The 20176-nt window shown below is 72.7% G+C and carries 25 protein-coding genes and 1 pseudogene; 16 read left to right on the top strand and 10 right to left on the bottom strand.

What is annotated here, in order from left to right; all coding sequences use genetic code 11:
• From ACTJKO_RS17370 to ACTJKO_RS17360, 3 genes and pseudogenes are all read left to right on the top strand, one after another.
• Positions 1-778, top strand: a pseudogene (locus tag ACTJKO_RS17370) (MFS transporter); the annotation flags it as partial.
• Positions 779-848: 70 nt separating this feature from the next.
• Entirely contained in the window at positions 849-1439 is a 591-nt protein-coding gene (locus ACTJKO_RS17365; RefSeq protein WP_440690614.1) for a TetR/AcrR family transcriptional regulator, read from the top strand.
• A 531-nt stretch (positions 1440-1970) separates the two neighbouring features.
• Positions 1971-3059: a hypothetical protein gene (locus tag ACTJKO_RS17360; protein WP_440690612.1), complete on the top strand. Its 1089-nt coding sequence runs from the start codon at positions 1971-1973 to the stop codon at positions 3057-3059.
• Positions 3060-3309: 250 nt separating this feature from the next.
• On the opposite strand, the gene ACTJKO_RS17355 is transcribed toward ACTJKO_RS17360, so the two are convergent.
• Positions 3310-4170 carry an SDR family NAD(P)-dependent oxidoreductase gene (locus tag ACTJKO_RS17355; protein WP_440690610.1) on the bottom strand — a complete coding sequence of 287 codons (861 nt, stop codon included), beginning with the start codon at positions 4168-4170 and terminating at the stop codon, positions 3310-3312.
• A 90-nt stretch (positions 4171-4260) separates the two neighbouring features.
• Between ACTJKO_RS17355 and ACTJKO_RS17350 the strand changes: the two genes are divergently transcribed.
• The gene (locus ACTJKO_RS17350) at positions 4261-4833 is read left to right on the top strand and encodes a TetR family transcriptional regulator (protein WP_440690608.1); all 573 of its coding nucleotides are present in this window, start codon (positions 4261-4263) and stop codon (positions 4831-4833) included.
• Positions 4834-4902: 69 nt separating this feature from the next.
• Here ACTJKO_RS17350 and ACTJKO_RS17345 read toward each other — a convergent pair whose 3' ends face one another.
• Positions 4903-5661 carry an SDR family NAD(P)-dependent oxidoreductase gene (locus ACTJKO_RS17345; RefSeq protein ID WP_440690606.1) on the bottom strand — a complete coding sequence of 253 codons (759 nt, stop codon included), beginning with the start codon at positions 5659-5661 and terminating at the stop codon, positions 4903-4905.
• A gap of 69 nt (positions 5662-5730) precedes the next feature.
• On the opposite strand from ACTJKO_RS17345, the gene ACTJKO_RS17340 reads away from it, so the two are divergent.
• The 3 genes from ACTJKO_RS17340 to ACTJKO_RS17330 are packed head-to-tail and all read left to right on the top strand — an operon-like array spanning position 5731 to position 7142.
• The gene (locus ACTJKO_RS17340) at positions 5731-6309 is read left to right on the top strand and encodes an acyl-CoA-like ligand-binding transcription factor (protein WP_440690604.1); all 579 of its coding nucleotides are present in this window, start codon (positions 5731-5733) and stop codon (positions 6307-6309) included.
• A 24-nt stretch (positions 6310-6333) separates the two neighbouring features.
• Positions 6334-6747, top strand: coding sequence for a VOC family protein (locus ACTJKO_RS17335; RefSeq protein ID WP_440690602.1), 414 nt, complete (start codon positions 6334-6336; stop codon positions 6745-6747).
• Positions 6744-7142: an arsenate reductase ArsC gene (locus ACTJKO_RS17330; RefSeq protein WP_440690600.1), complete on the top strand. Its 399-nt coding sequence runs from the start codon at positions 6744-6746 to the stop codon at positions 7140-7142. Before ACTJKO_RS17335 ends, ACTJKO_RS17330 begins: the two co-directional genes overlap by 4 nt.
• A 27-nt stretch (positions 7143-7169) precedes the next feature.
• Here the strand turns inward: ACTJKO_RS17330 and ACTJKO_RS17325 are convergent, their stop codons facing one another.
• Positions 7170-7439, bottom strand: a complete 270-nt coding sequence (locus ACTJKO_RS17325; RefSeq protein WP_440690598.1) for a hypothetical protein — start codon at positions 7437-7439, stop codon at positions 7170-7172.
• A 51-nt stretch (positions 7440-7490) separates the two neighbouring features.
• On the opposite strand from ACTJKO_RS17325, the gene ACTJKO_RS17320 reads away from it, so the two are divergent.
• Positions 7491-7928: a VOC family protein gene (locus ACTJKO_RS17320; RefSeq protein WP_440690596.1), complete on the top strand. Its 438-nt coding sequence runs from the start codon at positions 7491-7493 to the stop codon at positions 7926-7928.
• Between the two features lie 48 nt (positions 7929-7976).
• On the opposite strand, the gene ACTJKO_RS17315 is transcribed toward ACTJKO_RS17320, so the two are convergent.
• Positions 7977-8858: an NAD-dependent epimerase/dehydratase family protein gene (locus ACTJKO_RS17315; RefSeq protein WP_440690594.1), complete on the bottom strand. Its 882-nt coding sequence runs from the start codon at positions 8856-8858 to the stop codon at positions 7977-7979.
• 92 nt (positions 8859-8950) lie between these two features.
• Between ACTJKO_RS17315 and ACTJKO_RS17310 the strand changes: the two genes are divergently transcribed.
• Positions 8951-9529, top strand: a complete 579-nt coding sequence (locus tag ACTJKO_RS17310) for a TetR/AcrR family transcriptional regulator (RefSeq protein WP_440690592.1) — start codon at positions 8951-8953, stop codon at positions 9527-9529.
• Between the two features lie 29 nt (positions 9530-9558).
• Here the strand turns inward: ACTJKO_RS17310 and ACTJKO_RS17305 are convergent, their stop codons facing one another.
• The 4 genes from ACTJKO_RS17305 to ACTJKO_RS17290 all read right to left on the bottom strand — a co-directional run bounded on the left by ACTJKO_RS17305 (position 9559) and on the right by ACTJKO_RS17290 (position 13189).
• Positions 9559-11508, bottom strand: a complete 1950-nt coding sequence (locus ACTJKO_RS17305) for a potassium transporter Kup (RefSeq protein ID WP_440690590.1) — start codon at positions 11506-11508, stop codon at positions 9559-9561.
• A gap of 149 nt (positions 11509-11657) precedes the next feature.
• Positions 11658-12548, bottom strand: coding sequence for a serine hydrolase domain-containing protein (locus tag ACTJKO_RS17300; RefSeq protein WP_440690588.1), 891 nt, complete (start codon positions 12546-12548; stop codon positions 11658-11660).
• 154 nt (positions 12549-12702) lie between these two features.
• Positions 12703-12873 (bottom strand): hypothetical protein, encoded by a 171-nt coding sequence (locus ACTJKO_RS17295; RefSeq protein ID WP_440690586.1) that lies wholly within the window; start codon positions 12871-12873, stop codon positions 12703-12705.
• Between the two features lie 49 nt (positions 12874-12922).
• Entirely contained in the window at positions 12923-13189 is a 267-nt protein-coding gene (locus ACTJKO_RS17290; protein WP_440690584.1) for a hypothetical protein, read from the bottom strand.
• Positions 13190-13291: 102 nt separating this feature from the next.
• On the opposite strand from ACTJKO_RS17290, the gene ACTJKO_RS17285 reads away from it, so the two are divergent.
• From ACTJKO_RS17285 to ACTJKO_RS17255, 7 genes are all read left to right on the top strand, one after another.
• Positions 13292-13885 carry a TetR/AcrR family transcriptional regulator gene (locus ACTJKO_RS17285; RefSeq protein ID WP_440690582.1) on the top strand — a complete coding sequence of 198 codons (594 nt, stop codon included), beginning with the start codon at positions 13292-13294 and terminating at the stop codon, positions 13883-13885.
• Positions 13886-13961: 76 nt separating this feature from the next.
• Entirely contained in the window at positions 13962-16445 is a 2484-nt protein-coding gene (locus ACTJKO_RS17280; protein ID WP_440690581.1) for a molybdopterin-dependent oxidoreductase, read from the top strand.
• Positions 16445-16903, top strand: a complete 459-nt coding sequence (locus ACTJKO_RS17275; RefSeq protein ID WP_440690579.1) for a hypothetical protein — start codon at positions 16445-16447, stop codon at positions 16901-16903. Before ACTJKO_RS17280 ends, ACTJKO_RS17275 begins: the two co-directional genes overlap by 1 nt.
• Positions 16900-17544 (top strand): molybdenum cofactor guanylyltransferase, encoded by a 645-nt coding sequence (mobA, locus tag ACTJKO_RS17270; RefSeq protein ID WP_440690577.1) that lies wholly within the window; start codon positions 16900-16902, stop codon positions 17542-17544. The genes ACTJKO_RS17275 and mobA overlap by 4 nt, the downstream gene beginning before the upstream one ends.
• Positions 17541-17780 carry a DUF6457 domain-containing protein gene (locus tag ACTJKO_RS17265; protein ID WP_440690575.1) on the top strand — a complete coding sequence of 80 codons (240 nt, stop codon included), beginning with the start codon at positions 17541-17543 and terminating at the stop codon, positions 17778-17780. Before mobA ends, ACTJKO_RS17265 begins: the two co-directional genes overlap by 4 nt.
• Complete coding sequence (locus ACTJKO_RS17260; protein ID WP_440690573.1) at positions 17777-18994, top strand: molybdopterin molybdotransferase MoeA; 1218 nt, start codon at positions 17777-17779, stop codon at positions 18992-18994. The genes ACTJKO_RS17265 and ACTJKO_RS17260 overlap by 4 nt, the downstream gene beginning before the upstream one ends.
• Before the next feature lie 108 nt (positions 18995-19102).
• A complete protein-coding gene (locus tag ACTJKO_RS17255) occupies positions 19103-19519 on the top strand; it encodes a GreA/GreB family elongation factor (protein WP_440690571.1) in 417 nt (138 codons plus the stop codon).
• A gap of 28 nt (positions 19520-19547) precedes the next feature.
• Here the strand turns inward: ACTJKO_RS17255 and ACTJKO_RS17250 are convergent, their stop codons facing one another.
• Together ACTJKO_RS17250 and ACTJKO_RS17245 are read right to left on the bottom strand one after the other, a co-directional pair.
• Positions 19548-19754, bottom strand: coding sequence for a hypothetical protein (locus ACTJKO_RS17250; RefSeq protein WP_440690569.1), 207 nt, complete (start codon positions 19752-19754; stop codon positions 19548-19550).
• Positions 19755-20079: 325 nt separating this feature from the next.
• Complete coding sequence (locus tag ACTJKO_RS17245; RefSeq protein ID WP_440690616.1) at positions 20080-20154, bottom strand: hypothetical protein; 75 nt, start codon at positions 20152-20154, stop codon at positions 20080-20082.
• Positions 20155-20176 lie beyond the last annotated feature (22 nt).

Genomic DNA, 20176 nt, shown 5'->3' with positions numbered 1-20176 from the left:
GGCCACGTTCTTCCGGCAGATCGGCGGCACGCTCGGCACCGCGGTGCTGCTGTCCGTGCTGTTCTCCGTGATGCCGTCGAACATCCTGCACGCGACCGCGGACCGGACCGACCTCCGCGCCGCGCTCGACGCGGCCACGACCCCGACCATCGCGACGGCGAGCGAGAACCGCGGGGTCATGGCGAAGATGTGGTCGCCGATCGTCACACCGCTCGAGCGGAACGTGCAGTCCTCGCTCGATGCCGTGACCGCGAAGGTGACGCAGTCGACCGCAGCGGCGCCGCAGGCCGTGCAGCAGCAGGCCCTCGCCGCCGCCGCGTCCCAGGCGCACGCCACGGTGCAGGACGGCAAGCTCACGGTGGACTGGTCGAACGCGGCGCAGCGGTCCTACTGGGTGGACGAACTCACCCCGGCGGTGGCGAAGCAGATCGACAACGGGAAGAGCTCCGGCGACAGCGCCTCGAGCACGAACGACACCTCGTTCCTGACCGGCGCCGACAGCCGACTCACCCGGCCGTTCATGACGGGGTTCAACGCCTCGGCGGTGACCATCTACTGGGTCGGCCTCGGCGTGATCCTGCTGGCGTTCGTGCTCACCTGGTTCTTCCGGGTGCCGCCGCTGCGTCAGCGGTCCGCCCTGCAGGAGCGCGCGGACGCTGCGGCCCCGTCCGACGTGTCGGCAGAGTCCGAGCTCGAGGCGTCGGCCGGGATGGCCGCGGCCGAGGCGGGTTCCTTCACCGGCCCGATGACCGGTTCCACCCCGACCCAGCGTCGGTGACCGACCGGGGCGCCCGTCCGCTGTCCCCCTTCGCGGACGGGCGCCCCACTCCACCATCCAGGGAGCGAACGTGCAGACCACCCCAGCGACGACCACGGCGACGGAGCCGTGCACGTTGCGCGAGCGGAAGAAGCAGCAGACCCGGCAGGCGTTGCACGATGCGGCGTTGACCCTGGTGTCCGCGAACGGGCTCGACGGCGTCACCGTCGAACAGATCTGCGCGGATGCGGAAGTGTCGCCGCGCACGTTCTTCAACTACTTCACGTCGAAGGCCCACGCGGCACTCGGCCTCGACACGGTCGAGGTGCCGGCAGCGGTCGCCGACTGGTTCACCGAGGCGGACGGCCGCCTCGTCGACGACGTGTGCCGTCTCGTCGCGTCGAGCGTCCCGCTGTCGCAGGACCGTCGCCGCATGAAGGAACTCCTGCTGCTCCGGCCCGAGATGACCCCGATGGTGATGCAGTGGATGGCCCGGTCGCGGGAGTCGCTCCTCGCCGTCGTGGGGACCCGGACGGACGAGCAGACCGCCAGGACCGCGGTGACCCTCGTCATGTCCGCACTGACCGAGGTGGCGCACCGCGAGACGGTCCGCGGGACCGAGGAGCTCGTCGGCCGACTGCGTGCCGTCGTGGGCGAGATGGGCGCACTCGCCTCCGCCTGATCCCGAACCGGTCACGGGGACCGTGCGGGATTGCGGTGTTCCGCCCGGCTGCGCGGACCCACAGGTCGCGTTCGGCATCCCGCAGGACTCCTCATGGGCACCCCCGAGCGTGCCTACGCTCCGGTGCACCGGCCGTACCCGACGGCTGGTCCCGGCTGTCCGACAGCCGGTACGCACGTCGAGGAGCCCCACCCGATGAAGCACCGCCCGAGCTGTCGCACAGCAGCCCTCATCACCGCAGCGACCGGGACCGTCCTGGTCTCGAGTGCCTTCGGCCTCGTTCCCGCCACGGCCGCCACAGCTGAGAACGCCGGCGGAGCCGGGACGTCGACGACGACGTCCGCGCCGGCACCGCAGCCTGCGACGCCGACACCGACGCCGCCCGCCGCTGGGTCGACGACCCCCGTCCCGTCCACGCCCGCACCGAGCCCGGCGGAGACACCGGCCCCGACGCCCGCGGCCACGTCGAACCCGGCTCCCGCAGGGGCAACGGCCCCGGCGCCCGTCCCGACCGGATCGCCCGCACCGTCCGTGTCGGGATCCTCCACCCCCGCCACGGCCACGGCGCCGACGCAGCCGCCGACGTCCGCCGTCAGTGAGACGCCCGCGCCGAGCGCCCCGGCGCCGACCGCGCCCGGCGCGTCCGACCACGACGCCGATCGGATGCCGAGCTACCCGACCGCGTCGTCGCAGTCCTCCCCCGTCGTGCTGCCCGACGCCACCGCCGGTCACTGGTTCACCGCCGATCTCCGAGCGGAGCACGCCACGGACGCCTCCTACACGCTGACGTCCGTCGAGGGCGATGCGGTCCAGTTGCCGGCCGGCCTCTGGTTCCGGCACGGCGTGCTCGGTGGGACCCCGACATTCGCCGGCACCTTCACCGCGCTCGTCACCGCCACGAACGACTGCGGCACGGCGTCGCAGTGGATCCGCATCACCGTGCTGCCCGCGCAGTCGTTGCAGCTCGGCGTCGTCGTGCACAGCGTCCCGGCTGCCGTCGACGGGTCGTACACGTGGGTCGCCCAGGACGGCACGGCGTTCCCCGGCCCGATCCGCGTCGACGAGGGCGGCTCGCTCACGCTCGTGCCGTGGGTGGACGACCAGTACGGGAACGCGTCGAACGCGTCGTCCCGGGCGGAGGTCACGTCTGACCAGGACACCGACGTGGTCACCGCTTCCGGCTCGGGCTTCACCATCTCGTTCCCGCACGCGTCCCAGCACGTGATCACGGTGGCCGTCGACTGCATCGTCACGCGGTTCACGGTCGAGGTGGTCAGCACGACGCCCACCGGTCCGACGGAGCCGACCACACCCACGACACCGAGCACCCCCACCACGCCGAGCACGCCCACCACGCCCACCACGCCCACGGCGCAGGCGGACACGCCGACGGTGCCCACGGCACAGGCGGACGCGTTCCCGACCGTCGTCCGGATCACCCCGACCGACTCCGGCGCCCTCGCCCCGGTCGCCACGGCCGATCCGGTCACGGCGGCCGACCAGCTCGCCTACACCGGTGCCGACACCGCGACGCCGATCGGCTGGGCGGCCGGCCTGCTGGCCGCCGGCGCGGCGCTGCTCGGGATCCGGCGCGTCCGACGCAGCCGCCACCGCGGCTGACCGACTCGCGTCGCGGTGCGCAACGACGCACACCGCGACGCGACCAGTCGCCGTGCGCGACGACGCCCACTGCGACACGACCAGGCGCGGTGCGACGACGTCCACTGCGGCACGACCATGGGCGGTGGGCGACGAAGCCCACCGCGACACGACCAGGCGTGCTGCCCAACGACGCGCGCCACGACCTGACTGGACGGACGACGCACCGTGTTCCCGCACGGTGCGTCGTCCGTCTGCGGGAGCGCCCGGGTCAGGCGTGGGCGAGGGGGTCGAGCTGCTCGGGCGTCGCGTCGGCCGCGGCGGTCGACCGGCTGAGTTCCGCCCAGCGCTCGTCCTCCGCGAGGAGCGCCCGCCCGGCCGCGGTCGCGATCCCGTAGGCGTCCGGTCCGACCAGGAGGCGCAGCGGCGGCTCGTCCATCGCCACCACGCGCAGGACGAGCCCGGCGACGAGATCGGGATCGCTCGCGCCGATGCTCGTGCCCTCGTGCATCCGTGCCGACGCGCCCACCGTCGACGCGTACTCGGCACGGACGGGAGCCACGCGCATCGAGGACCCGGCCCAGTCCGTGCGCATCCCGCCCGGCTCGAGGACCGTCACGTGGATGCCGAGCGGCGCGACCTCGGCGGCGAGCACGGACGAGAACCCGCCCACCGCCCACTTCGCCGTTTGGTACGCGCCGAGGCCGGGGGTCGCGAGCCGGCCGCCGACGGAGGACACCTGCACGATGTGTCCCGCGCCCTGTTCGCGCATCACAGGGAGCACCGCTCGGGTCAGGGCGACGACGCCGAACAGGTTGGTCTCGATCTGGGCGCGGAAGTCGTCCGGGTCGACGTCCTCGATGCTCGCGAGGTTCGCGTAACCGGCGTTGTTCACGAGGACGTCGAGCCGCCCGAAGCGCTCGGTGGCGGTGCGGACCGCTGCCCGTGCGGCGTCCGGGTCGGTGACGTCGAGCGCGACCGGCACCAGTTCGGCCCCTTCGGGCACGGTGAGGTCGTCCAGCGCGTGGAGGTCGCGGACCCCGGCCACGACCTGGTGCCCCTCGGCGAGGGCTGCGGTGACGATCGAGCGACCGAGGCCTCGAGAAGCGCCGGTGACGAGGATGACGGACATGAGCAGTTCCTAACTGACTGGTTGGTCGACAACAGCCATGAGACACCCACTCCGCTCGTTTGTCAACCATCTGGTTGATACGCTGCCGCCATGCCGATGCCCCGTGACGCGGACGCCACCCGCGCCCGACTCCTGCTCGCCGCGCGTGACGAGTTCGCCGCGGTGGGGATCGCCGGGGCACGCGTGGACCGGATCGCCGCTGCGGCCGCCAGCAACAAGGCGCAGATCTACCACTACTTCGGCAGCAAGGACGGGCTGTTCGACGCGGTCTTCGACGCGATGGTGGCGGAGACCCTCGACGAGGTGACGATCGACGCCTCGGACCTCGCCGAGTACGCCGGACGCCTGCACGACTCGTACGCCCACCGCCCGTGGGTGCAGCGCCTCGCGACCTGGTACCGCCTCGAGCGCGGCGATGCCGGTCGACCGATCGACGCGGTGGTCCACAGCAACGCGGGCAAGTTGCGCGCGATCGAGGACGCGCAGCGGCAGGGCTCGGTCTCGACCACGTTCTCGGCTGCCGAGCTCCTCGGGATCGTCATCCACACCGCGGCACTGTGGAGCGGCGCCACCCCGGAGTATGCACGCCTCACCGACGAGGTCGACGCCGGACGCCGGCGCGCCGTCGTGGTCGCGACCGTCGCGGCGGTCCTGCGGGCCTGACCCACGGACGGACGGGAGGCGCGGTGCCGACCCGCACCGCGCCTCCCGTCCGTCAGGTGGTGACGCCTGTCAGACCACGGACCAGCCGCCGTCGCTCGGCAGCACGGCACCGTTGACGTTCGCGGAGTCGTCGCTCAGCAGCCAGGTGATCGCCGCGGCGAGCTGCTCCGGCTGCGCGACCGGCGGGATCGCGACCTGCATGATCGGGCCGACGCGACCCGCGGCGTAGTCACTGCGCATGGGTGCCTCGATGTTCGTCGCGACCGCTCCCGGGGCGACCGCGTTCGCGCGGATGCCCTGCGGCCCGTGGAAGAACGCGACGCTCTTCGTGAAGCCCGCGATCGCGTGCTTGGAGGCGGTGTACGCAGCCCCGGCCGCCGATGCGCGGAGTGCGGCCTCGGACGCGACGTTCACGACGGCACCGCGGCCGGCGGCGATCATGAGCGGCAGGACCGCCCGCGTGAGCCGCATCGGACCGGTGACGTTCACGCTGAAGACGCGGTCCCAGGTGGCGTCGTCGACCTCGCTCGGCGGCAGGAACGCGTCCATGATCCCGGCGACGTTCGCCAGACCGTCGACGCGTTCGCCGGCGGCGGCGATGAGGGCGTCGATCGTGTCCGCCGCGGCGACGTCCCCGACGACCGTCTCGACGTCGAGTCCGGCGAGCTCCTCTGCCAGCGCGTCGAGTCGTCCGGGGACGACGTCGGTGGCGATCACGCGGCCGCCTTCGTTCGCGATGCGCGTCGCGGTGGCGCGTCCGATGCCGGAACCCGCCCCGGTGACGATGATGGTCCTGCCGGTGAACCGTCCGGCGGTGGTGTCGGTCATGTCAGTCTCCTCACTGAGCTGCGCTGGCTGCGCCACGACAGTTGTAGCACTCAGTGCCGAAAGGATGCCATGAGTCCCACGAGCGATCGCCCGACCGGCCGGCCCCGGACGATCGACCCCGCGGCGGTGTCCCTCGTCGCGCTGCGGCTGTTCGACGACCAGGGGTTCGACGCCGTCTCGATGGACGACGTCGCCGCGGCCGCGGGCGTCAGCCGCCGGTCGCTGTTCCGCCTGTTCCCGAGCAAGGCCGCGCTCGTCTGGGGCGGCCTCGACGAGTTCGCCGTGCGCTTCACGGACGCCCTCAACGCACGACCCGCCGACGAGCCCGCGCTCGTCGCCCTCCGCGCCGCGTACCGAGCGGGCGCCTCCTTCCCCGACGACGCGGTCGAGGTCACTCGGCACCGACTGCGCGTCATCCGCGCGAACCCGTCGCTCGACCGCGGCGGTGAGGCCGCGACGTCCGCGCTCACGACACTGATCGAGCAGTTCGTGGCCGAACGGGACGGCGGATCCACCGACGACCTCGCGACCACCGTGCGGGCCCACGCGTTGACCGCCGCCGCGAGTGCCGCACTCACGTGGTGGGCGGTGCACGACGACGGGCGCCCCGAGGACGTCGTGGACCGCGCCCTCGGACTGGTCGTCTGATCCGCCGTGCCGTACGGTCTGGGCATGAGCGTGCACGGCCCCTCGCCCTACTTCCAGTTCGACGGCACCACCCGAGCGGCACTCACGCGGTGGCAGGCAGTCTTCGGCGGCGAGGTGCAGATCGCGACCTTCGCCGAGTTCTCCCGGACCGACGGCCCGGGTACGGCGGTTGCGCACGGACGACTCACCGGCGCCGTCGAGCTCTTCGCCGCCGACGTCGCCACGGGTGAGACGCCCTTCCGTGCGACGGGCGTGCTGTTCTCCCTGCTCGGCGCGGCGGAGCCGGATGTCCTGCGGCGGTGGTTCGACGACCTCGCATCCGACGGCACGGTCGTCGACCCGCTGCAGGAACGTCCGTGGGGCGATTGGGACGGGATCGTCCGCGACGCGTTCGGCGTCACGTGGCTGATCGGCTTCGAGCGATCGGCGCTGGCATGAGCGCGGAGCGTCCCACCGTGCTGTTCGTCTGCGTGCACAACGCCGGCCGCTCCCAGATGGCGGCGGGGTACCTGCAGCACCTCGCCGGCGACCGCGTCCGGGTGCTCTCGGCCGGCAGCGAACCGGCCGACCGGGTCAACGCCGTCGCCGTGGCGGCCATGGCCGAGGACGGCATCGACATCGCCGCAGCGCAGCCCGCGATCCTCGAGACCGGTGCGGTGCGGGAGTCCGACGTCGTCATCACGATGGGGTGCGGCGACGCGTGCCCGGTGTTCTCCGGGAAGCGGTACGAGGACTGGGCGCTCGACGACCCGGCGGGACTGCCGCTCGAGCGGGTGCGCCCGATCCGCGACGCCATCCGCCGACGGGTGGAGGAGCTCGTCGCCGGTCTGTGAGGGAGCGGGCGGGGCGCCCCGGTGGCGTTACCGCTCGTCGATCGGCAGGAGCGGCGCCCAGTAGGCGTCCGGCCCGTCGGCGACCACGGCGTCGGGTTCGAACCGGAACCCGTACCCGCGGACGAAGTCGAGGGCAGCTGCCTGCTCACCGGCCGGATCGTCGTCGGCGGCGTCGAACAGGTACTCGCCGTGCCCCATCCTGACCCCGGCGTCGCTGATGACCGAGAGGTCCCAACGTCCCTCCTCGGCCCGCTCGATCCGGACGACGGCGGCCTGCGCGGCGGTGAAGTCAGCCATGCCGCGAGCATACGGACAGCGCGGCGACGACGTTCAGCCTAGGGTGGCGGCATGACTGCGACGGTGCGGCAGGTGCAGGTGACGTTCGACTGCGCGGACCCGGAGCGAGTGGCCCGGTTCTGGTGCGAGGTGCTCGGGTACGTGGTGCCGCCTCCCCCGCCCGGCTTCGACTCGTGGGACGCCTTCGACCGGGCGCTCCCGCCGGAGCACCAGGGCTGGGCGTTCGCCTGCGTGGACCCGAACGGCGTCGGGCCGCGGCTGTTCTTCCAGCGCGTCCCGGAGGGCAAGGTCGTGAAGAACCGCGTCCACCTCGACGTCCGCGTCGGCACGGGCCTCACGGGGGCCGAGCGGCTCGCGGCCCTCGACGCCGAGAGCGACCGGCTCGTCGCGCTCGGCGCCACGCAGTTCCGCCGCATGACCGCGGACGAGGTCAACGAGTCCTGCATCGTCATGCAGGACGTCGAGGGCAACGAGTTCTGCCTCGACTGACCGCCGGTCGGGAGGCGCGGTGCGGGCCGGCACCGCGCCTCCCGACCGTCACGGGGTGACGTTCTCGAGGTCTTCGAGCAGGCTCGGGTGCCTCGGCACCCAGCCGAGGGTGCGCTGCGTGAACGCGCCGCTGGCCGGCTGGTCCATCGCGAAGATCGGTGCGAAGGCACCGAACGTCTCGTCCGGGACCGGTCGCACCGGGAGCCCGAGGCGGCGCCCGATCACGGTGGCGATGTCGCGCACCCGATCACCCTCGTCCGCGACGGCGTGCCAGGCCGTCCCCGCCGGAGCGCCCTCGAGCGCGAGCCGGAACAGCACGGCGGCGTCCCGGGCGTGGACGGCCGGCCACCGCTGGTCACCGGTGCCGGGGTAGCCCGCCGCACCGGTGTTCCGCGCGACCTCGGTGAGGATGCCGGCGAACCCACCCGTGCCGTCGGCGTGCACGGTGCGGGGCAGGCGGATCGCGGAGACCCGCACGCCCCGCGAGGCCAGGTCGAGGGCGGCCAGGACGGACCGGGCGCGACCGGCGACCGGTCCCTCCAGCGGGAGCGGGTCCGACTCGACGGCAGCCCGTCCGGGCACCCACGGCGTCCCGGACACGACGACGTACGGCCGGTCGGAGCCGACGAGCGTCTCGCCGAGCGCGGCCATCGCGTCGGACTCCTCCGCGATGCCGCGTGCGAGTGCCTCCGCCGAGCTGAAGTCGTTCGAGAACGCCAGGCTGACGACCCCGTCGGCCGCACGCGCGCCCTCGCGGAGGACGTCGAGGTCGGCGAGGGCGCCGCGGACGGGTGTGGCGCCCGCCGCGGTGAGTGCGGCGGCGGACCGGTCGGAACGGGCGAGCGCGGAGACGGTGTGGCCGGCGGCGACGAGCTCGGCGACGACCGCCGTCCCGATCGTCCCGGTCCCGCCGGTGGTGAAGACGTGCATGGGTCCTCCTCGGGAGTCCACGGTGATGGGACTTTTGTCCCGTCACGGTACACCCACGATGGGACTCTTGTCCCGTCACGTATGATCGTCGCATGGCGCGATGGGAACCCGGGGCCCGGGAACGACTGGTCCTGGCGGCCGTCGACCTCTTCTCGGAGCAGGGCTACGACGACACCACCGTGACCCAGATCGCCGAACGCGCCGGCGTGACGAAGAGCACGTTCTTCCGACACTTCCCCGACAAACGGGAGCTGCTCGTCGCGGGGCAGGAGACCCTGAGCCGCCTCCTCGCCGAGGGGATCGCTGACGCCCCCGCCGGAGCGACACCGCTCGACGCCGTCGCAGCAGGGCTCGAGCGCGCGTCCGACGAGATGGGCCCGATGAACCGGGAGCTCGGCCCGAGGCTCAAGGCCGCCGTCGCCGCGAGCGCCGAGCTCCGCGAACGCGACGCGCTGAAGACCGTCGGGTTGGCGGCGTCCATGACCGACGCGCTGCGCGCCCGAGGGGTGCCCGACGCCTCAGCACGGCTCGCCGCCGAGATGGGGGTGCTCGCGTTCGGGCTCGGGTTCGACCGCTGGACCGCGGGCGACCGGACGGACGACGACCGCCTCGCCCGGCACACCGCGGCCGCACTCACGGAGCTCCGCGCTGCCGCGACGACCCTCGGCTGACCGACCCCCGCCCCGCGCGGGTGGGCCCGTCAGATCTCGACGTCGCTGCCCATCGTCACGGTGCGCTGCGCCGGCAGGCCGAACCGGGCGGCAGGGTCGGCGGCGTTGTGCGCCAGCCCGACGAACAGCTTCTTCCGCCACCCAACCATGCCGCGGTTGCCCGGCATCGGCCGGAGCGCCCCGCGGGAGATGAAGTACGACGCCTTCTCCATCTCGTCCGGGTCGATGTCGAGGACCTCGGCCAGGCACGCGGCGTGCAGGGCCCGTGGCAGGTCCTGGTCGTCCGAGAAGCCGAACTTGATCGTGATGTGGTCGATGCCGTCGTCCTCGTAGCCCAGGTCGTCCCGGAAGAACGCTTTCGCGTGCGGGACGTGCGGGACGTTCGCGGTGAGGACGGACACGATGAGGACGGTCCGGTGCACCACGTGGTTGTGCTCGACGTTCGCCCGGAGCGCCAGCGGCGTCGTCTCCTTGTTCGGGTGCGGGAAGATCGCCACGCCCGCCACGCGTGGGATGTGGTCGCGGTTCACCCGCTCGATGAAGTCCGCCAGCGACCCCTCGCGTTCCTTGCGCTCGTCCTGCACGAGCGCCCGGCCCCGGCGCCACGTCGTCATGAGGGTGATCACCGCGAGCGCGATGAGGAGCGGGACCCACCCGCCGTGCAGGATCTTCGACAGGTTGCCGGCGAGGAACGTCAGCTCGAGACCGCCGAAGAGCACCGCCGCGAGCACGATCTTCCACGGCTTCCACTGCCACAGCGGCCGGACGACGAGCAGGAGCAGGAGCGTGTCGACCACCAGCGCGCCGGTGACGGACACGCCGTACGCCGTCGCGAGGTTCGCCGAGGAGCGGAACGCCAGCATGATCGCGAGCACACCGATGAACAGCAGCAGGTTGACCGCGGGCAGGTAGATCTGACCGCTCTCCTGACGCGAGGTCTGCCGGATCGTGAGCGGCGGGAGCAGACCGAGCTGCACGGCCTGCCGGGTGAGCGAGAACGCCCCCGAGATCACGGCCTGGCTCGCGATCACGGTCGCGATGGTCGCGAGGACCACCACGGGGATCTGCAACGCGTTCGGGAACAGCAGGAAGAACGGGTCCTTCGCCGCGGCGGGATCGCTCAGCACGAGGGACGCCTGCCCGAGGTAGTTCAGCACGAGCGCGGGGAACACCACGAAGAACCAAGCGCGGAGGATCGCCGGGCGGCCGAAGTGGCCCATGTCCGCGTAGAGCGCCTCGGCACCCGTGATGACGAGCACGACCGCGCCCATCGCCACGAACGTGATGTACGGGTGCGCGATGAGGAACGCGATCGCCCACGTCGGCGACAGGCCCTGCAGGACGCCCGGGTGCGCGACGATGTGCGGCACGCCCGCCACTGCGATCACCACGAACCAGAGCAGCATCACCGGGCCGAACAGGTTGCCGACCTTGCCGGTGCCGAACCGCTGCGCCGCGAAGAGCACCACGAGGATCACCGCGGCGATCGGCACGATGAGGTGCCCGACCGACGGCGCCGCGGTCTGCAGGCCCTCGACGGCGGACAGCACCGACACCGCCGGCGTGATGACGGAGTCGCCGTAGAACAGCGAGACGCCGACGATGCCGATGACCAGGAAGATCACGGCACCGCCACGGCGCTTCGCGTACAGCCGCCGCGCCAGTGCGGCGAGCGCCATCACGCCGCCCTCGCCGTCGTTGTCGGCACGCATGAGCACGAGGACGTACTTGATCGAGACGATGATCGTGATGCTCCAGAACATCATCGAGATGACGCCGTACACGTCCTCCTGGTTGGCCTTCACGATCCCGCCGTCGATCGTGAACACCGTCCGGAGGGCGTACAGGGGGCTCGTGCCGATGTCGCCGAACACCACGCCGAGCGCGGCGAGCGCCAGCGCGGCGACGCCCTTGCGCAGGCCGTGGTCACCGTCGTCGACCGTGTCGGTCGTCGGCGTCTGGGAGCGGGTCTCGGTCACGCTCGTCACTTCCGTCTCCGGCCGCCCGGGCGGCGGCCGCCGCTCATCTTCGCACCGCGGGAGCAGCAGCGCTCGCAGGCTGCGCACATGACGCACGGGAGGCGCGGTGCGAGCGGGTCTGCAGACCCCGGTTCCGAGGCGCCGGGTGCTCAGCTGGCCGGGAGCGTCGGTGCCCGGCGCGCCAGTTCCTCCGCGACGAACGCCGCGAGGGCGTCGGCGCCGGCGTGGTCGTCGGCCGTCACCGTGACGACCGTGTCCCCGTCGAAGAGGAGCAGCTGGCCGTACGCGCCGTGGAGCCGCCACAGTCGCCCGGGTCCGCCCCAACCGGCCATGGCGTAGCGGTCGTACCCGTCGTCGACGCCGTCGCGCCGCACCCAGTCGGTGTGCATCGCGTCGCACCACCGCGCACCGACGACGCGCTCGCCCCGGAACACCCCTCGGTCGCGGACGAGGCGCCCGAGACGCGCGAGCTCCTCCGTCCGCAGCGCCAGACCTTCGCCGCCGGCCACGTGTCCGTTCGCGCATCGCCGCCACGGGACGTCCGCGATGCCGAGCGGCTCGAACAGCCGCCGGGAGACGAACTCGCCGACGTCCCCGACCCGGGCCCGGAGCACGCGCATCGCGGTGTACGTGCTCGCGTTGGCGTACTGGAACACCCGACCGCGCGACGGTCGACCGAGGAACTCGACGGCGAGGTCCGGCCAGTCGGTGAGCTCGGTCGCGGACCACGGCATGTCGACCCCGCTGGTCATGGTGAGCAGGTGCCGGAGCGTGACCCGGTCGGTCCCCGGGCCGAACGCGACCTCGGGCAGGTACCGGGCCACGGGCGTGTCGACGTCGACGTGTCCGTCGTCGGCGGCGATGCCCGTGGCGAGGACGCACACGCCCTTGGCGATGGAGTGCACCTCGCGGCGGACGTCCGGGGCCCACTGGTGCTGCGCGAAGTCGTCGCCGACGAGGACGTGGAGCCCGTGGGCGCGGAAGCCGGTCGCGTCGACGTGGTCGACGATCGCGTCGAGGAGGCGGGTCGCAGTGGGCACGCTCCATCCTCCCGCGTCCGGACCGTCGCGCCCCGTTCGGCGGCGGGCGCGCATCGCACCGCACCGGCGTGCGCCGCAGCGCGTCGTGCGTACCCCAGCCTGATCCGAGACGGTCTGGAGGGGCGGGGCGGCGCCGCACCGCGCCTCCCGTCCGTCAGCGGTGGACCTGGGGAGCGGCGTCCCGGAGACGGCGCAGGCAGTTCACGCAGATCGGCCACCCGTGCGTCCCGCGTCGCCGGACACAGCCCTTCGGGAGGTCCGGGCAGTCGTCCCAGACGTGGTGCACGCTCGGGGTCGCGTCGGTGTGGAACGGAGCGATCTGCATCCCGGCCTCCTCACCTGGCCACCGTGGCGGTACGGCGGTTCCTGCCGTTCTACGCCTGTCGGAGTACATCGGCCCGCCCGTCCCCGTGCTGGGCGGTCGCGTAGCCGCGGGGCGCGGGTTCGTGGACGAGCCGGTCGTCGTCCTCCGGCCCGCGCGGCCAGATCCGCTCGCACCTGCCGGCTCCGCGGAGGACCACGGACTCCCGCAGCACGTCGTCGCGGTGGCCGACGCTCGGTCGGTGCCACTCCTGGCGGCTGTCGGCGCCCATCGCCGTGCTCACCGCGATGACGGTCGGCCGATCGATCAGTGGAGTCATCGTCGTCTCCTTCCACGTCGGTGGGACTGTCCGTACGATACAACCAACGAGTTGGATCTGTTCCGGAGCCGCGGTTCCCGGACCATGCCGAGAGGACCGCCGATGCCCCGTCGTTACGACCGAGCCGGCACGAGCAAGCTCCTGCTCGATGCGGCCATCGACGAGTTCGCCGACATGGGCATGCACGGGGCTCGGGTCGACCGGATCGCCGAGAACGCGGGGACGAACAAGTCCGGGATCTACTCGTACTTCGGCAGCAAGGAGGACTTCTTCGCCGCGACGATCGAGGCGGTGATGACCCGCATGGCCGAAGAGGTCCCGATCAACGCGGTGCCCCTGGACGGCGACGACCTCCCCGGGTACGCGGTCCAGCTGTTCGACCACGTGTGCGACCACCCCGAGGTCGTCCGGCTGTTCGAGCACGAGGCCAGCCACTACGCGGACGACCTCACGGCGGTGCCGGCCTTCGCCGCTCGAGCCGACGCGCACGGTGCCCGGGTGCGGACGATCGGCGAGGTCACCGGCGACGACGTCGACCCCGAGTCGCTGCTCATGTCCGTGATCGCGATGGCCCACTGGTTCGTCGCCGCGCCCCAGGTCGTCCGGATGATCTACGGCGCCGACCACGACGAGGCACGTCGCCGCTACCGCGAGCACGTCCGAGCCATGGTCACCGCGGTGCTCGCCGCCCCGTGAGCCCTCCCCCACACCGCCGCCTGCGACCGCTCCCGGTCCGTCCGCGGTAAGCAGTGCCGTGAACAGGAGGCCGATGATGTCCGACCGTATCGCCGACGTCTGGGGAACCCGGACGCCCTTCCCCCGTGACGGCCTGTGGCCGGTCCGGCTCGACCAGAAGCTGGAGGACGGCGTCCAGGAGTCCGACGTCGAACGATGGGTGCAGTCCGCCTGCACGCTGTGCAGCAACGGCTGCGCCTGCGACGTGGCCGTCCGCGACGGGCGCATGGTCGGTGTGCGCGGCCGCACCATGGACGTCGTGAACCACGGCCGGCTCGGACCGAAGGGCCTCTTCGGTTCCTGGCAGGGCATGCAGGGGCCCGACCGGCTCACCCGCCCGCTGGTCCGTGTGGACGGCGAGCTGGTCGAGACGGACTGGGACACCGCGATGTCCCGCATCGTCGACCGCAGCAAGCAGCTCCTCGCGACGAAGGGGCCGCTCTCGCACGGCTTCTACACCAGCGGGCAGCTCTACCTCGAGGAGTACTACGCCCTCGGGATCATCGGCAAGGCCGGTCTCGGCACCCCGCACATGGACGGCAACACCCGGCTCTGCACCGCGACCGCGGCCGCCGCCATGAAGGAGAGCTTCGGGTCGGACGGGCAGCCGGGGAGCTACGAGGACATCGACTCGTGCGACGCCATCGTCCTGTACGGGCACAACATGGCCGAGACCCAGACCGTGCTGTGGATGCGCGTCCTCGACCGGCTCGCCGGCCCCGACCGCCCGCTCGTGGTCTGTGTCGACCCGCGCGAGACCGAGGTCGCCCGGCACGCCGACGTGCACCTGCCGGTCCGACCGGGGACGAACCTCGCACTCATGAACGGGCTCGTCCGCGAGCTCTTCCACCACGGCTGGATCGACGCGGACTACGTCGCGGCCCACACCGTCGGAGCCGACGAGCTCCGACGGACGGTCGAACCGTGGACGCCGGAAGCCGTCGCCGCGACCTGCGGGGTCGATGCCGACGACGTCCGCGCCGCGGCTCGGATCATCGGGACGAGCGAGCGTGTGCTGTCGACCGTGCTGCAGGGCTTCTACCAGGCCTCGCAGGCCACGGCATCGTCGTGCCAGGTGAACAACCTGCACCTGCTACGAGGCATGATCGGTCGGCCCGGATGCGGGATCCTGCAGATGAACGGGCAGCCGACGGCGCAGAACAACCGGGAGACGGGATCCGACGGCGACCTGCCCGGCTTCCGCAACTGGGAGAACCCCGACCACGTCGCCGAGCTCGCCGAGCTCTGGGGCGTCGACGTGGACCGCATCCCGCACTGGTCGCCGCCGACGCACGCGATGCAGATCTTCCGCTACGTCGAGCAGGGGTCCATCGAGTTCCTGTGGGTCTCGGCGACGAATCCGGCTGTGTCCATGCCGCAGTCCGGGCGCATCCGGGAGATCCTCGCGACAGAGGGGTTGTTCCTCATCGTCCAGGACCTCTACATGACGGAGACCGCGCTGCTGGCCGACGTGGTGCTGCCGGCCGCGGGTTGGGGCGAGAAGCAGGGCGCGTTCACGAACGTCAACCGGACCGTGCACCTCGCCGACAAGGCGGTCGAACCGCCGGGTGAGGCTCGCAGCGACCTCGACATCTTCCTCGACTACGCGCGCCGGATGGACTTCCGGCGGAACGACGGCGCGCCGCTGCTCGACTGGACGGGTCCCGAGGACGGCTTCCGAGCCTGGCAGGAGTGCACGCGCGGGCGGCTCTGCGACTACACGGGCATCACCTACGACCGGCTCCGTGGCGGCAGCGGGATCCCCTGGCCCTGCAACGACGAGCACCCGGACGGCACCGTGCGGCTCTACGGCGACGGGGTGTTCCGGACCGGGATGTCCGACGCCGAGACCTACGGCCACGACCTGCTGACGGGGGCGACCGTCGGGCCGGTGCGGTACTCGGCGATGCGCGTCGACGGCCGTGCGATCCTCAAGGCTGCGTCCTACCAGCCGCCCCACGAGGAACCGAGCGACGAGTACCCGCTGCGCTACACGACCGGCCGGACCGTCTACCAGTTCCACACACGCACCCGGACCGGCCGCGCGAAGCAGTTGAACCGGGCGGCGCCGAAGGCGTGGGTGGAGATCTCCATCGCCGACGCCCAGCACCTGGGCGTGCACGAGGGCGACATCGTCCGGGTGGTCTCACCCCGAGGGGAGATCGTCGTTCCCGCTCGCGTCAGCGACATCCGCCAGGGCACGGTGTTCGCGCCGTTCCACTACGGCTACTGGGAGGACGACCGGACCGGTCCGGACGCCCGCCCGACCGCCGCGAACGAACTGACCTCGACCGAATGGGACCCAGTGTCGAAGCAGCCGCTGTTCAAGGTGGCCGCGGTGCGGGTCGAGAAGGTGGCCGACGGCGACGGTCCAGCACCCGCGCCGACGACCGCAGCCTCGCGCCCCGCGGCTTCCGTGGGGGCACGTGTCCCGGCGACGGTCGGCGGCCCGGACGCCGAGGCCGACGAGTCGCTGCGACCGACGTCACCACCCCGTGCAGCAGGTCAGGAGGTCCACTGATGCTGCTCCCCGTCTACCTCGGGCTCCTCCGCAGGGCCGAGCAGTCCCTCGCCGCCTCGTTCCGGCAGGTGGGTGACGGCCACGCCGCGGAACCGGACGTCTTCCACCTCTGCCACACCCTCGCTGGGCAGTGCGACGCCCACGTCGAAGCACTCGGGCCCGTCGTCGACCGCTACGGCGAAGCGCCGGACGACGAACCGGAACGGTTCCACGCGGACGCGCTGGCATCGACGCGCTCCGGGCCGCTCGGGCTGCTCCGCGACCTGCAGGACGTCTACGTGCTCGCCTCGCTCGTCGACATCACCTGGACGCTCGTCCGCCAGGCCGGCAGCGGCCTCCGCGACGAGGAGCTCCTCGGCATCGTGTCCGCCTGCTCGTCCGGGACCGAGTTGCAGCTGTCGTGGCTGTCGACCCGATTGAAGCAGGCGGCGCCGCAGGCCCTCGTGGTGGCGTCATGACGCCCGAGCAGGACGCCATCACCGAGGTGAAGGACGCCGTCATCGTGGCCGGTGGGCGCGCCAGGCGTCTGGACGGCGCCGACAAGGCCGCTCTGCGCGTCGGCGGCGAGACACTGCTCGACCGCGCGCTCCGGGCCGTCGGCGACGCCAGGACCGTCGTGGTCGGACCACCCCGGACGGGCATGCCGCCGGATGTGCTCGTGGTCCGCGAAGAACCGGCCTTCTCGGGTCCTGCCGCTGCGGTCGCCGCCGGACTCCGAGCCCTCCACGCCGACGGGCCCGATCACCGGACAGCCGTCCTGTCCGTCGATCTCGTCCGCCCTGCAGCGGCCCTGGAGGCGCTGCTCAGCGCTGTCGAGGACGAACAGGCCGTCGATGGTTGGGTCGCGCGCGACGAGTCCGGTCACCGCCAACCGCTGCTCGCCGTGTACCGGACGGCGGCGCTCCGGGACGCCTGCGCCGCGGCAGCTCGGAGCACCGGGGCACTCGAGAACGTCTCGATGCAGGTCGTACTCGAGCCGCTCCTCCTGCGGGACGTCCCGCTCCCTGACGCACTCTGCGCCGACGTCGACGACCCGGACGACCTCGCTCGCGCACGGTCCGACCACGGCGCGGTGACCATGGTCGGAGGTCCACGATGACCGATCCCTCCACCCTGGACGACTGGACAGCCCGACTGCAGGCCGCGCTCGGCCTGGAGGACGCCCCTGTCGACGTCGCTGCCGTGCTCGATCTCGCCCGTGATGCCGCGCACGGCGTCGCCCGTCCGGCTGCGCCACTGACCGCCTACGTCGTGGGGATCGCGGTGGGCCGGGGCATGCCGTTGGACGCCGCGCTCGACGTGGTCGCCCGCACCCTGCCGGACGAGGGGTCGTGACGACGCCACAGGCCGCCCGGGACCGGACGACGCCCGCACTCGACGTGTCGTTCGACGATGCGCGGGCAGAGGCGCACCGGCTCGGGAGCGGCGTGCCGACCGGTGCTCGACCGGTGACCCTCGCTGCGTCCCTGGGTGCGACGCTGGCATCGCCCGTCACGGCGCCGGCGACGATCCCCCCGGCGTCGGTGTCCGCGATGGACGGGTGGGTCGTGGCCGGCCGCGGCCCGTGGCGCCTGGACGGCACCGTGTGGATGGGCTCCGCGCCGGGCGGGCGGCTGACAGCCGGCACCGCACGCGTGGTCTCCACGGGCGCACCGGTCCCGGCCGGCACGTTCGCGGTCCTCCGCTCCGAACACGGGTACTCCGACGGGGTCGTGGTCCACGCCACCGTCGACGTCGTGCCCGGCGCGGACGTCCGCCCGGCCGGCGAGGAACTGCGAGCGGGTGACCGTGTCGCCTCCGCGGGATCGGTCGTCACACCCGGGATCGCTGCCGCCGCCGCGGTCGCGGGCCTCGACGAGGTGCTCGTCCGCAGCACTCCGCGCGCCACCCTGGTGCAGCTCGGCGACGAGGTCGTGCACGCCGGAGTCCCCGCCCCCGGCCAGGTCCGCGACGCCTTCGCCGTCCCGATGTCCGCCGCGCTCCGGATGCTCGGTGTCGACGTCCACCGGATCGTCCACGTCCAGGACGACCCCGGCGCCACCCGGGACGCCCTGCTCGACGCCGTGCACGACCACTGCTCCGACCTCGTGGTGAGCACCGGCGGGACCGGACACAGCGGAGCGGACCACCTGGTGCCGGCCGTCACGGCGGCCCGGGGCAGGATCGTGTTCCGCGGCGTCGCGGTCCGTCCGGGGCACCCGACCGTGCTCGCCGACGTCGCCGGCACCCCGGTGCTCGGCTTGCCGGGCAACCCCTTCGCGGCCTTCGCGGCGCTGACGACGATCGGCGGAGCGCTCGTCTCCGGGATGCTCGCTTCGGCGCTCCCCGATGGACGCCTCCGGATCGCCGCCGAGGAGCTGCCCGGCCGCGGATCGTGTCCGCGGCTCCTCGCGGCGCGGGACACCGGGTCAGGGCTCGCGGCGACGGCACGGCAGGGGGCCGGCATGGCGAGCGCGCTGGCGGAGGCGGACGTCCTCGCGCTCGTCGCCGCGCCGGGGATCGCGGCCGGGGCGCCCGTGACCGCGTTCCCGCTGCCCTGGCGGCGATGACCCCGGGTCCGATCGCGAACCTTTGCGTCCGCACAGGTCGGTGCTACGGTCGGGGGTTCACCATCGACCGATCGTCGCCGAGGCGCGCGATCACGGAACGGAACGACCATGGACACCAGAGAGACCACGTGGGTGCCGCCCAGCGTCCTGCAGCGGATGACCGAGGAGCTCGAAGCCCTCACCGCCGACCCCACCCCGAGCCCGACCCGCAACGAGCGCGTGCGTGCACTCCGCCGGGCGATCCGCCGCGCCGAGGCGTCCGAGAAGCCCGACGACGGCCTGGTCGAACCCGGGATGCTCGTCACCGTCCGGTTCGGCGACGAGGAGGACACGACGACGTTCCTGCTCGGCTCGCGGGACCTCATCGGCGTCGAGCCCACCATCGCGGTGGACGTCTACTCCCCCACATCCCCGCTCGGTCAGGCGCTCGACGGAGCGTTCCCCGGGGACACCGTCGAGTACACCGCGCCGTCGGGCGGGGTCGTGACCGTCGAGGTCGTGGGAGCGGAGCCGTTCCGCGGCTGACCCCGGCGGACCGACCTGCGCTGCCTGGTCAGTCCGGGTGCGCCGAACTCCACCGCACCCACGCCTGCACCTGCGACACGGCGCTCTCGAAGGACGAGTGCTCGCCGGAGATCGCGTGGCCCGGTGAGTCCACGGTGAAGTGATCGGTGCGGGTCACGTCGCAGATCGTCGTCGAGCCGATGCGCGCTTCCCAGTGGTCGACGGTGTCGTGGGTCCACTCCAGGCGGTGGGGCATGCGGGGGCCTTCCAGATCGCGTCGGCAGGTGCAGACGACGGTACGCCTCCGCGGTTGGGGACGCTCGCGGCGGGCGGCGGTCATGGGGACCGAGTGCCGGACTGGAGGCGNCGCCTCCAGTCCGGCTCTGGCCGCGTCGTCGGTGAAGACGGACCGGCGGGCCGCTCCGCGCGGCCCGCCGGTCGTGTTGCGGGTATCCCCGCGACCTCAGGGACCCCGGGTCCTGAGGGGTACCGCACCTCGGGGGTCAGGCCCGACGTGCGGCGTTCCGGGGCCGGCCGGAGCGGCGTGTGTGGCGTCTGCTCCGGCCGCACCCGTGAACTCGTCAGGCGTTGTCGGTCTCGTCACCCTGCTGGCGGCGACGACGGACCACGAGGAGTCCACCACCGAGCGCGAGCAGCAGCAGCGCCAGGCCGATGCCG

The organism is Curtobacterium sp. 22159 (assembly GCF_052045775.1).
GTDB lineage: Bacteria > Actinomycetota > Actinomycetes > Actinomycetales > Microbacteriaceae > Curtobacterium.
This window is presented reverse-complemented; position numbering and strand designations above follow the sequence as displayed.

Bases quoted from the DNA above. Each gene is read 5' to 3' on its own strand.
- ACTJKO_RS17355 (WP_440690610.1), bottom strand. From the start codon at position 4,170: ATGTCCGTCATCCTCGTCACCGGCGCTTCTCGAGGCCTCGGTCGCTCG.
- ACTJKO_RS17350 (WP_440690608.1), top strand. From the start codon at position 4,261: ATGCCGATGCCCCGTGACGCGGACGCCACCCGCGCCCGACTCCTGCTC.
- ACTJKO_RS17345 (WP_440690606.1), bottom strand. From the start codon at position 5,661: ATGACCGACACCACCGCCGGACGGTTCACCGGCAGGACCATCATCGTC.
- ACTJKO_RS17340 (WP_440690604.1), top strand. From the start codon at position 5,731: ATGAGTCCCACGAGCGATCGCCCGACCGGCCGGCCCCGGACGATCGAC.
- ACTJKO_RS17335 (WP_440690602.1), top strand. From the start codon at position 6,334: ATGAGCGTGCACGGCCCCTCGCCCTACTTCCAGTTCGACGGCACCACC.
- ACTJKO_RS17330 (WP_440690600.1), top strand. From the start codon at position 6,744: ATGAGCGCGGAGCGTCCCACCGTGCTGTTCGTCTGCGTGCACAACGCC.
- ACTJKO_RS17325 (WP_440690598.1), bottom strand. From the start codon at position 7,439: ATGGCTGACTTCACCGCCGCGCAGGCCGCCGTCGTCCGGATCGAGCGG.
- ACTJKO_RS17320 (WP_440690596.1), top strand. From the start codon at position 7,491: ATGACTGCGACGGTGCGGCAGGTGCAGGTGACGTTCGACTGCGCGGAC.
- ACTJKO_RS17315 (WP_440690594.1), bottom strand. From the start codon at position 8,858: ATGCACGTCTTCACCACCGGCGGGACCGGGACGATCGGGACGGCGGTC.
- ACTJKO_RS17310 (WP_440690592.1), top strand. From the start codon at position 8,951: ATGGCGCGATGGGAACCCGGGGCCCGGGAACGACTGGTCCTGGCGGCC.
- ACTJKO_RS17295 (WP_440690586.1), bottom strand. From the start codon at position 12,873: ATGCAGATCGCTCCGTTCCACACCGACGCGACCCCGAGCGTGCACCAC.
- ACTJKO_RS17290 (WP_440690584.1), bottom strand. From the start codon at position 13,189: ATGACTCCACTGATCGATCGGCCGACCGTCATCGCGGTGAGCACGGCG.
- ACTJKO_RS17285 (WP_440690582.1), top strand. From the start codon at position 13,292: ATGCCCCGTCGTTACGACCGAGCCGGCACGAGCAAGCTCCTGCTCGAT.
- ACTJKO_RS17280 (WP_440690581.1), top strand. From the start codon at position 13,962: ATGTCCGACCGTATCGCCGACGTCTGGGGAACCCGGACGCCCTTCCCC.
- ACTJKO_RS17275 (WP_440690579.1), top strand. From the start codon at position 16,445: ATGCTGCTCCCCGTCTACCTCGGGCTCCTCCGCAGGGCCGAGCAGTCC.
- mobA (WP_440690577.1), top strand. From the start codon at position 16,900: ATGACGCCCGAGCAGGACGCCATCACCGAGGTGAAGGACGCCGTCATC.
- ACTJKO_RS17265 (WP_440690575.1), top strand. From the start codon at position 17,541: ATGACCGATCCCTCCACCCTGGACGACTGGACAGCCCGACTGCAGGCC.
- ACTJKO_RS17255 (WP_440690571.1), top strand. From the start codon at position 19,103: ATGGACACCAGAGAGACCACGTGGGTGCCGCCCAGCGTCCTGCAGCGG.
- ACTJKO_RS17250 (WP_440690569.1), bottom strand. From the start codon at position 19,754: ATGCCCCACCGCCTGGAGTGGACCCACGACACCGTCGACCACTGGGAA.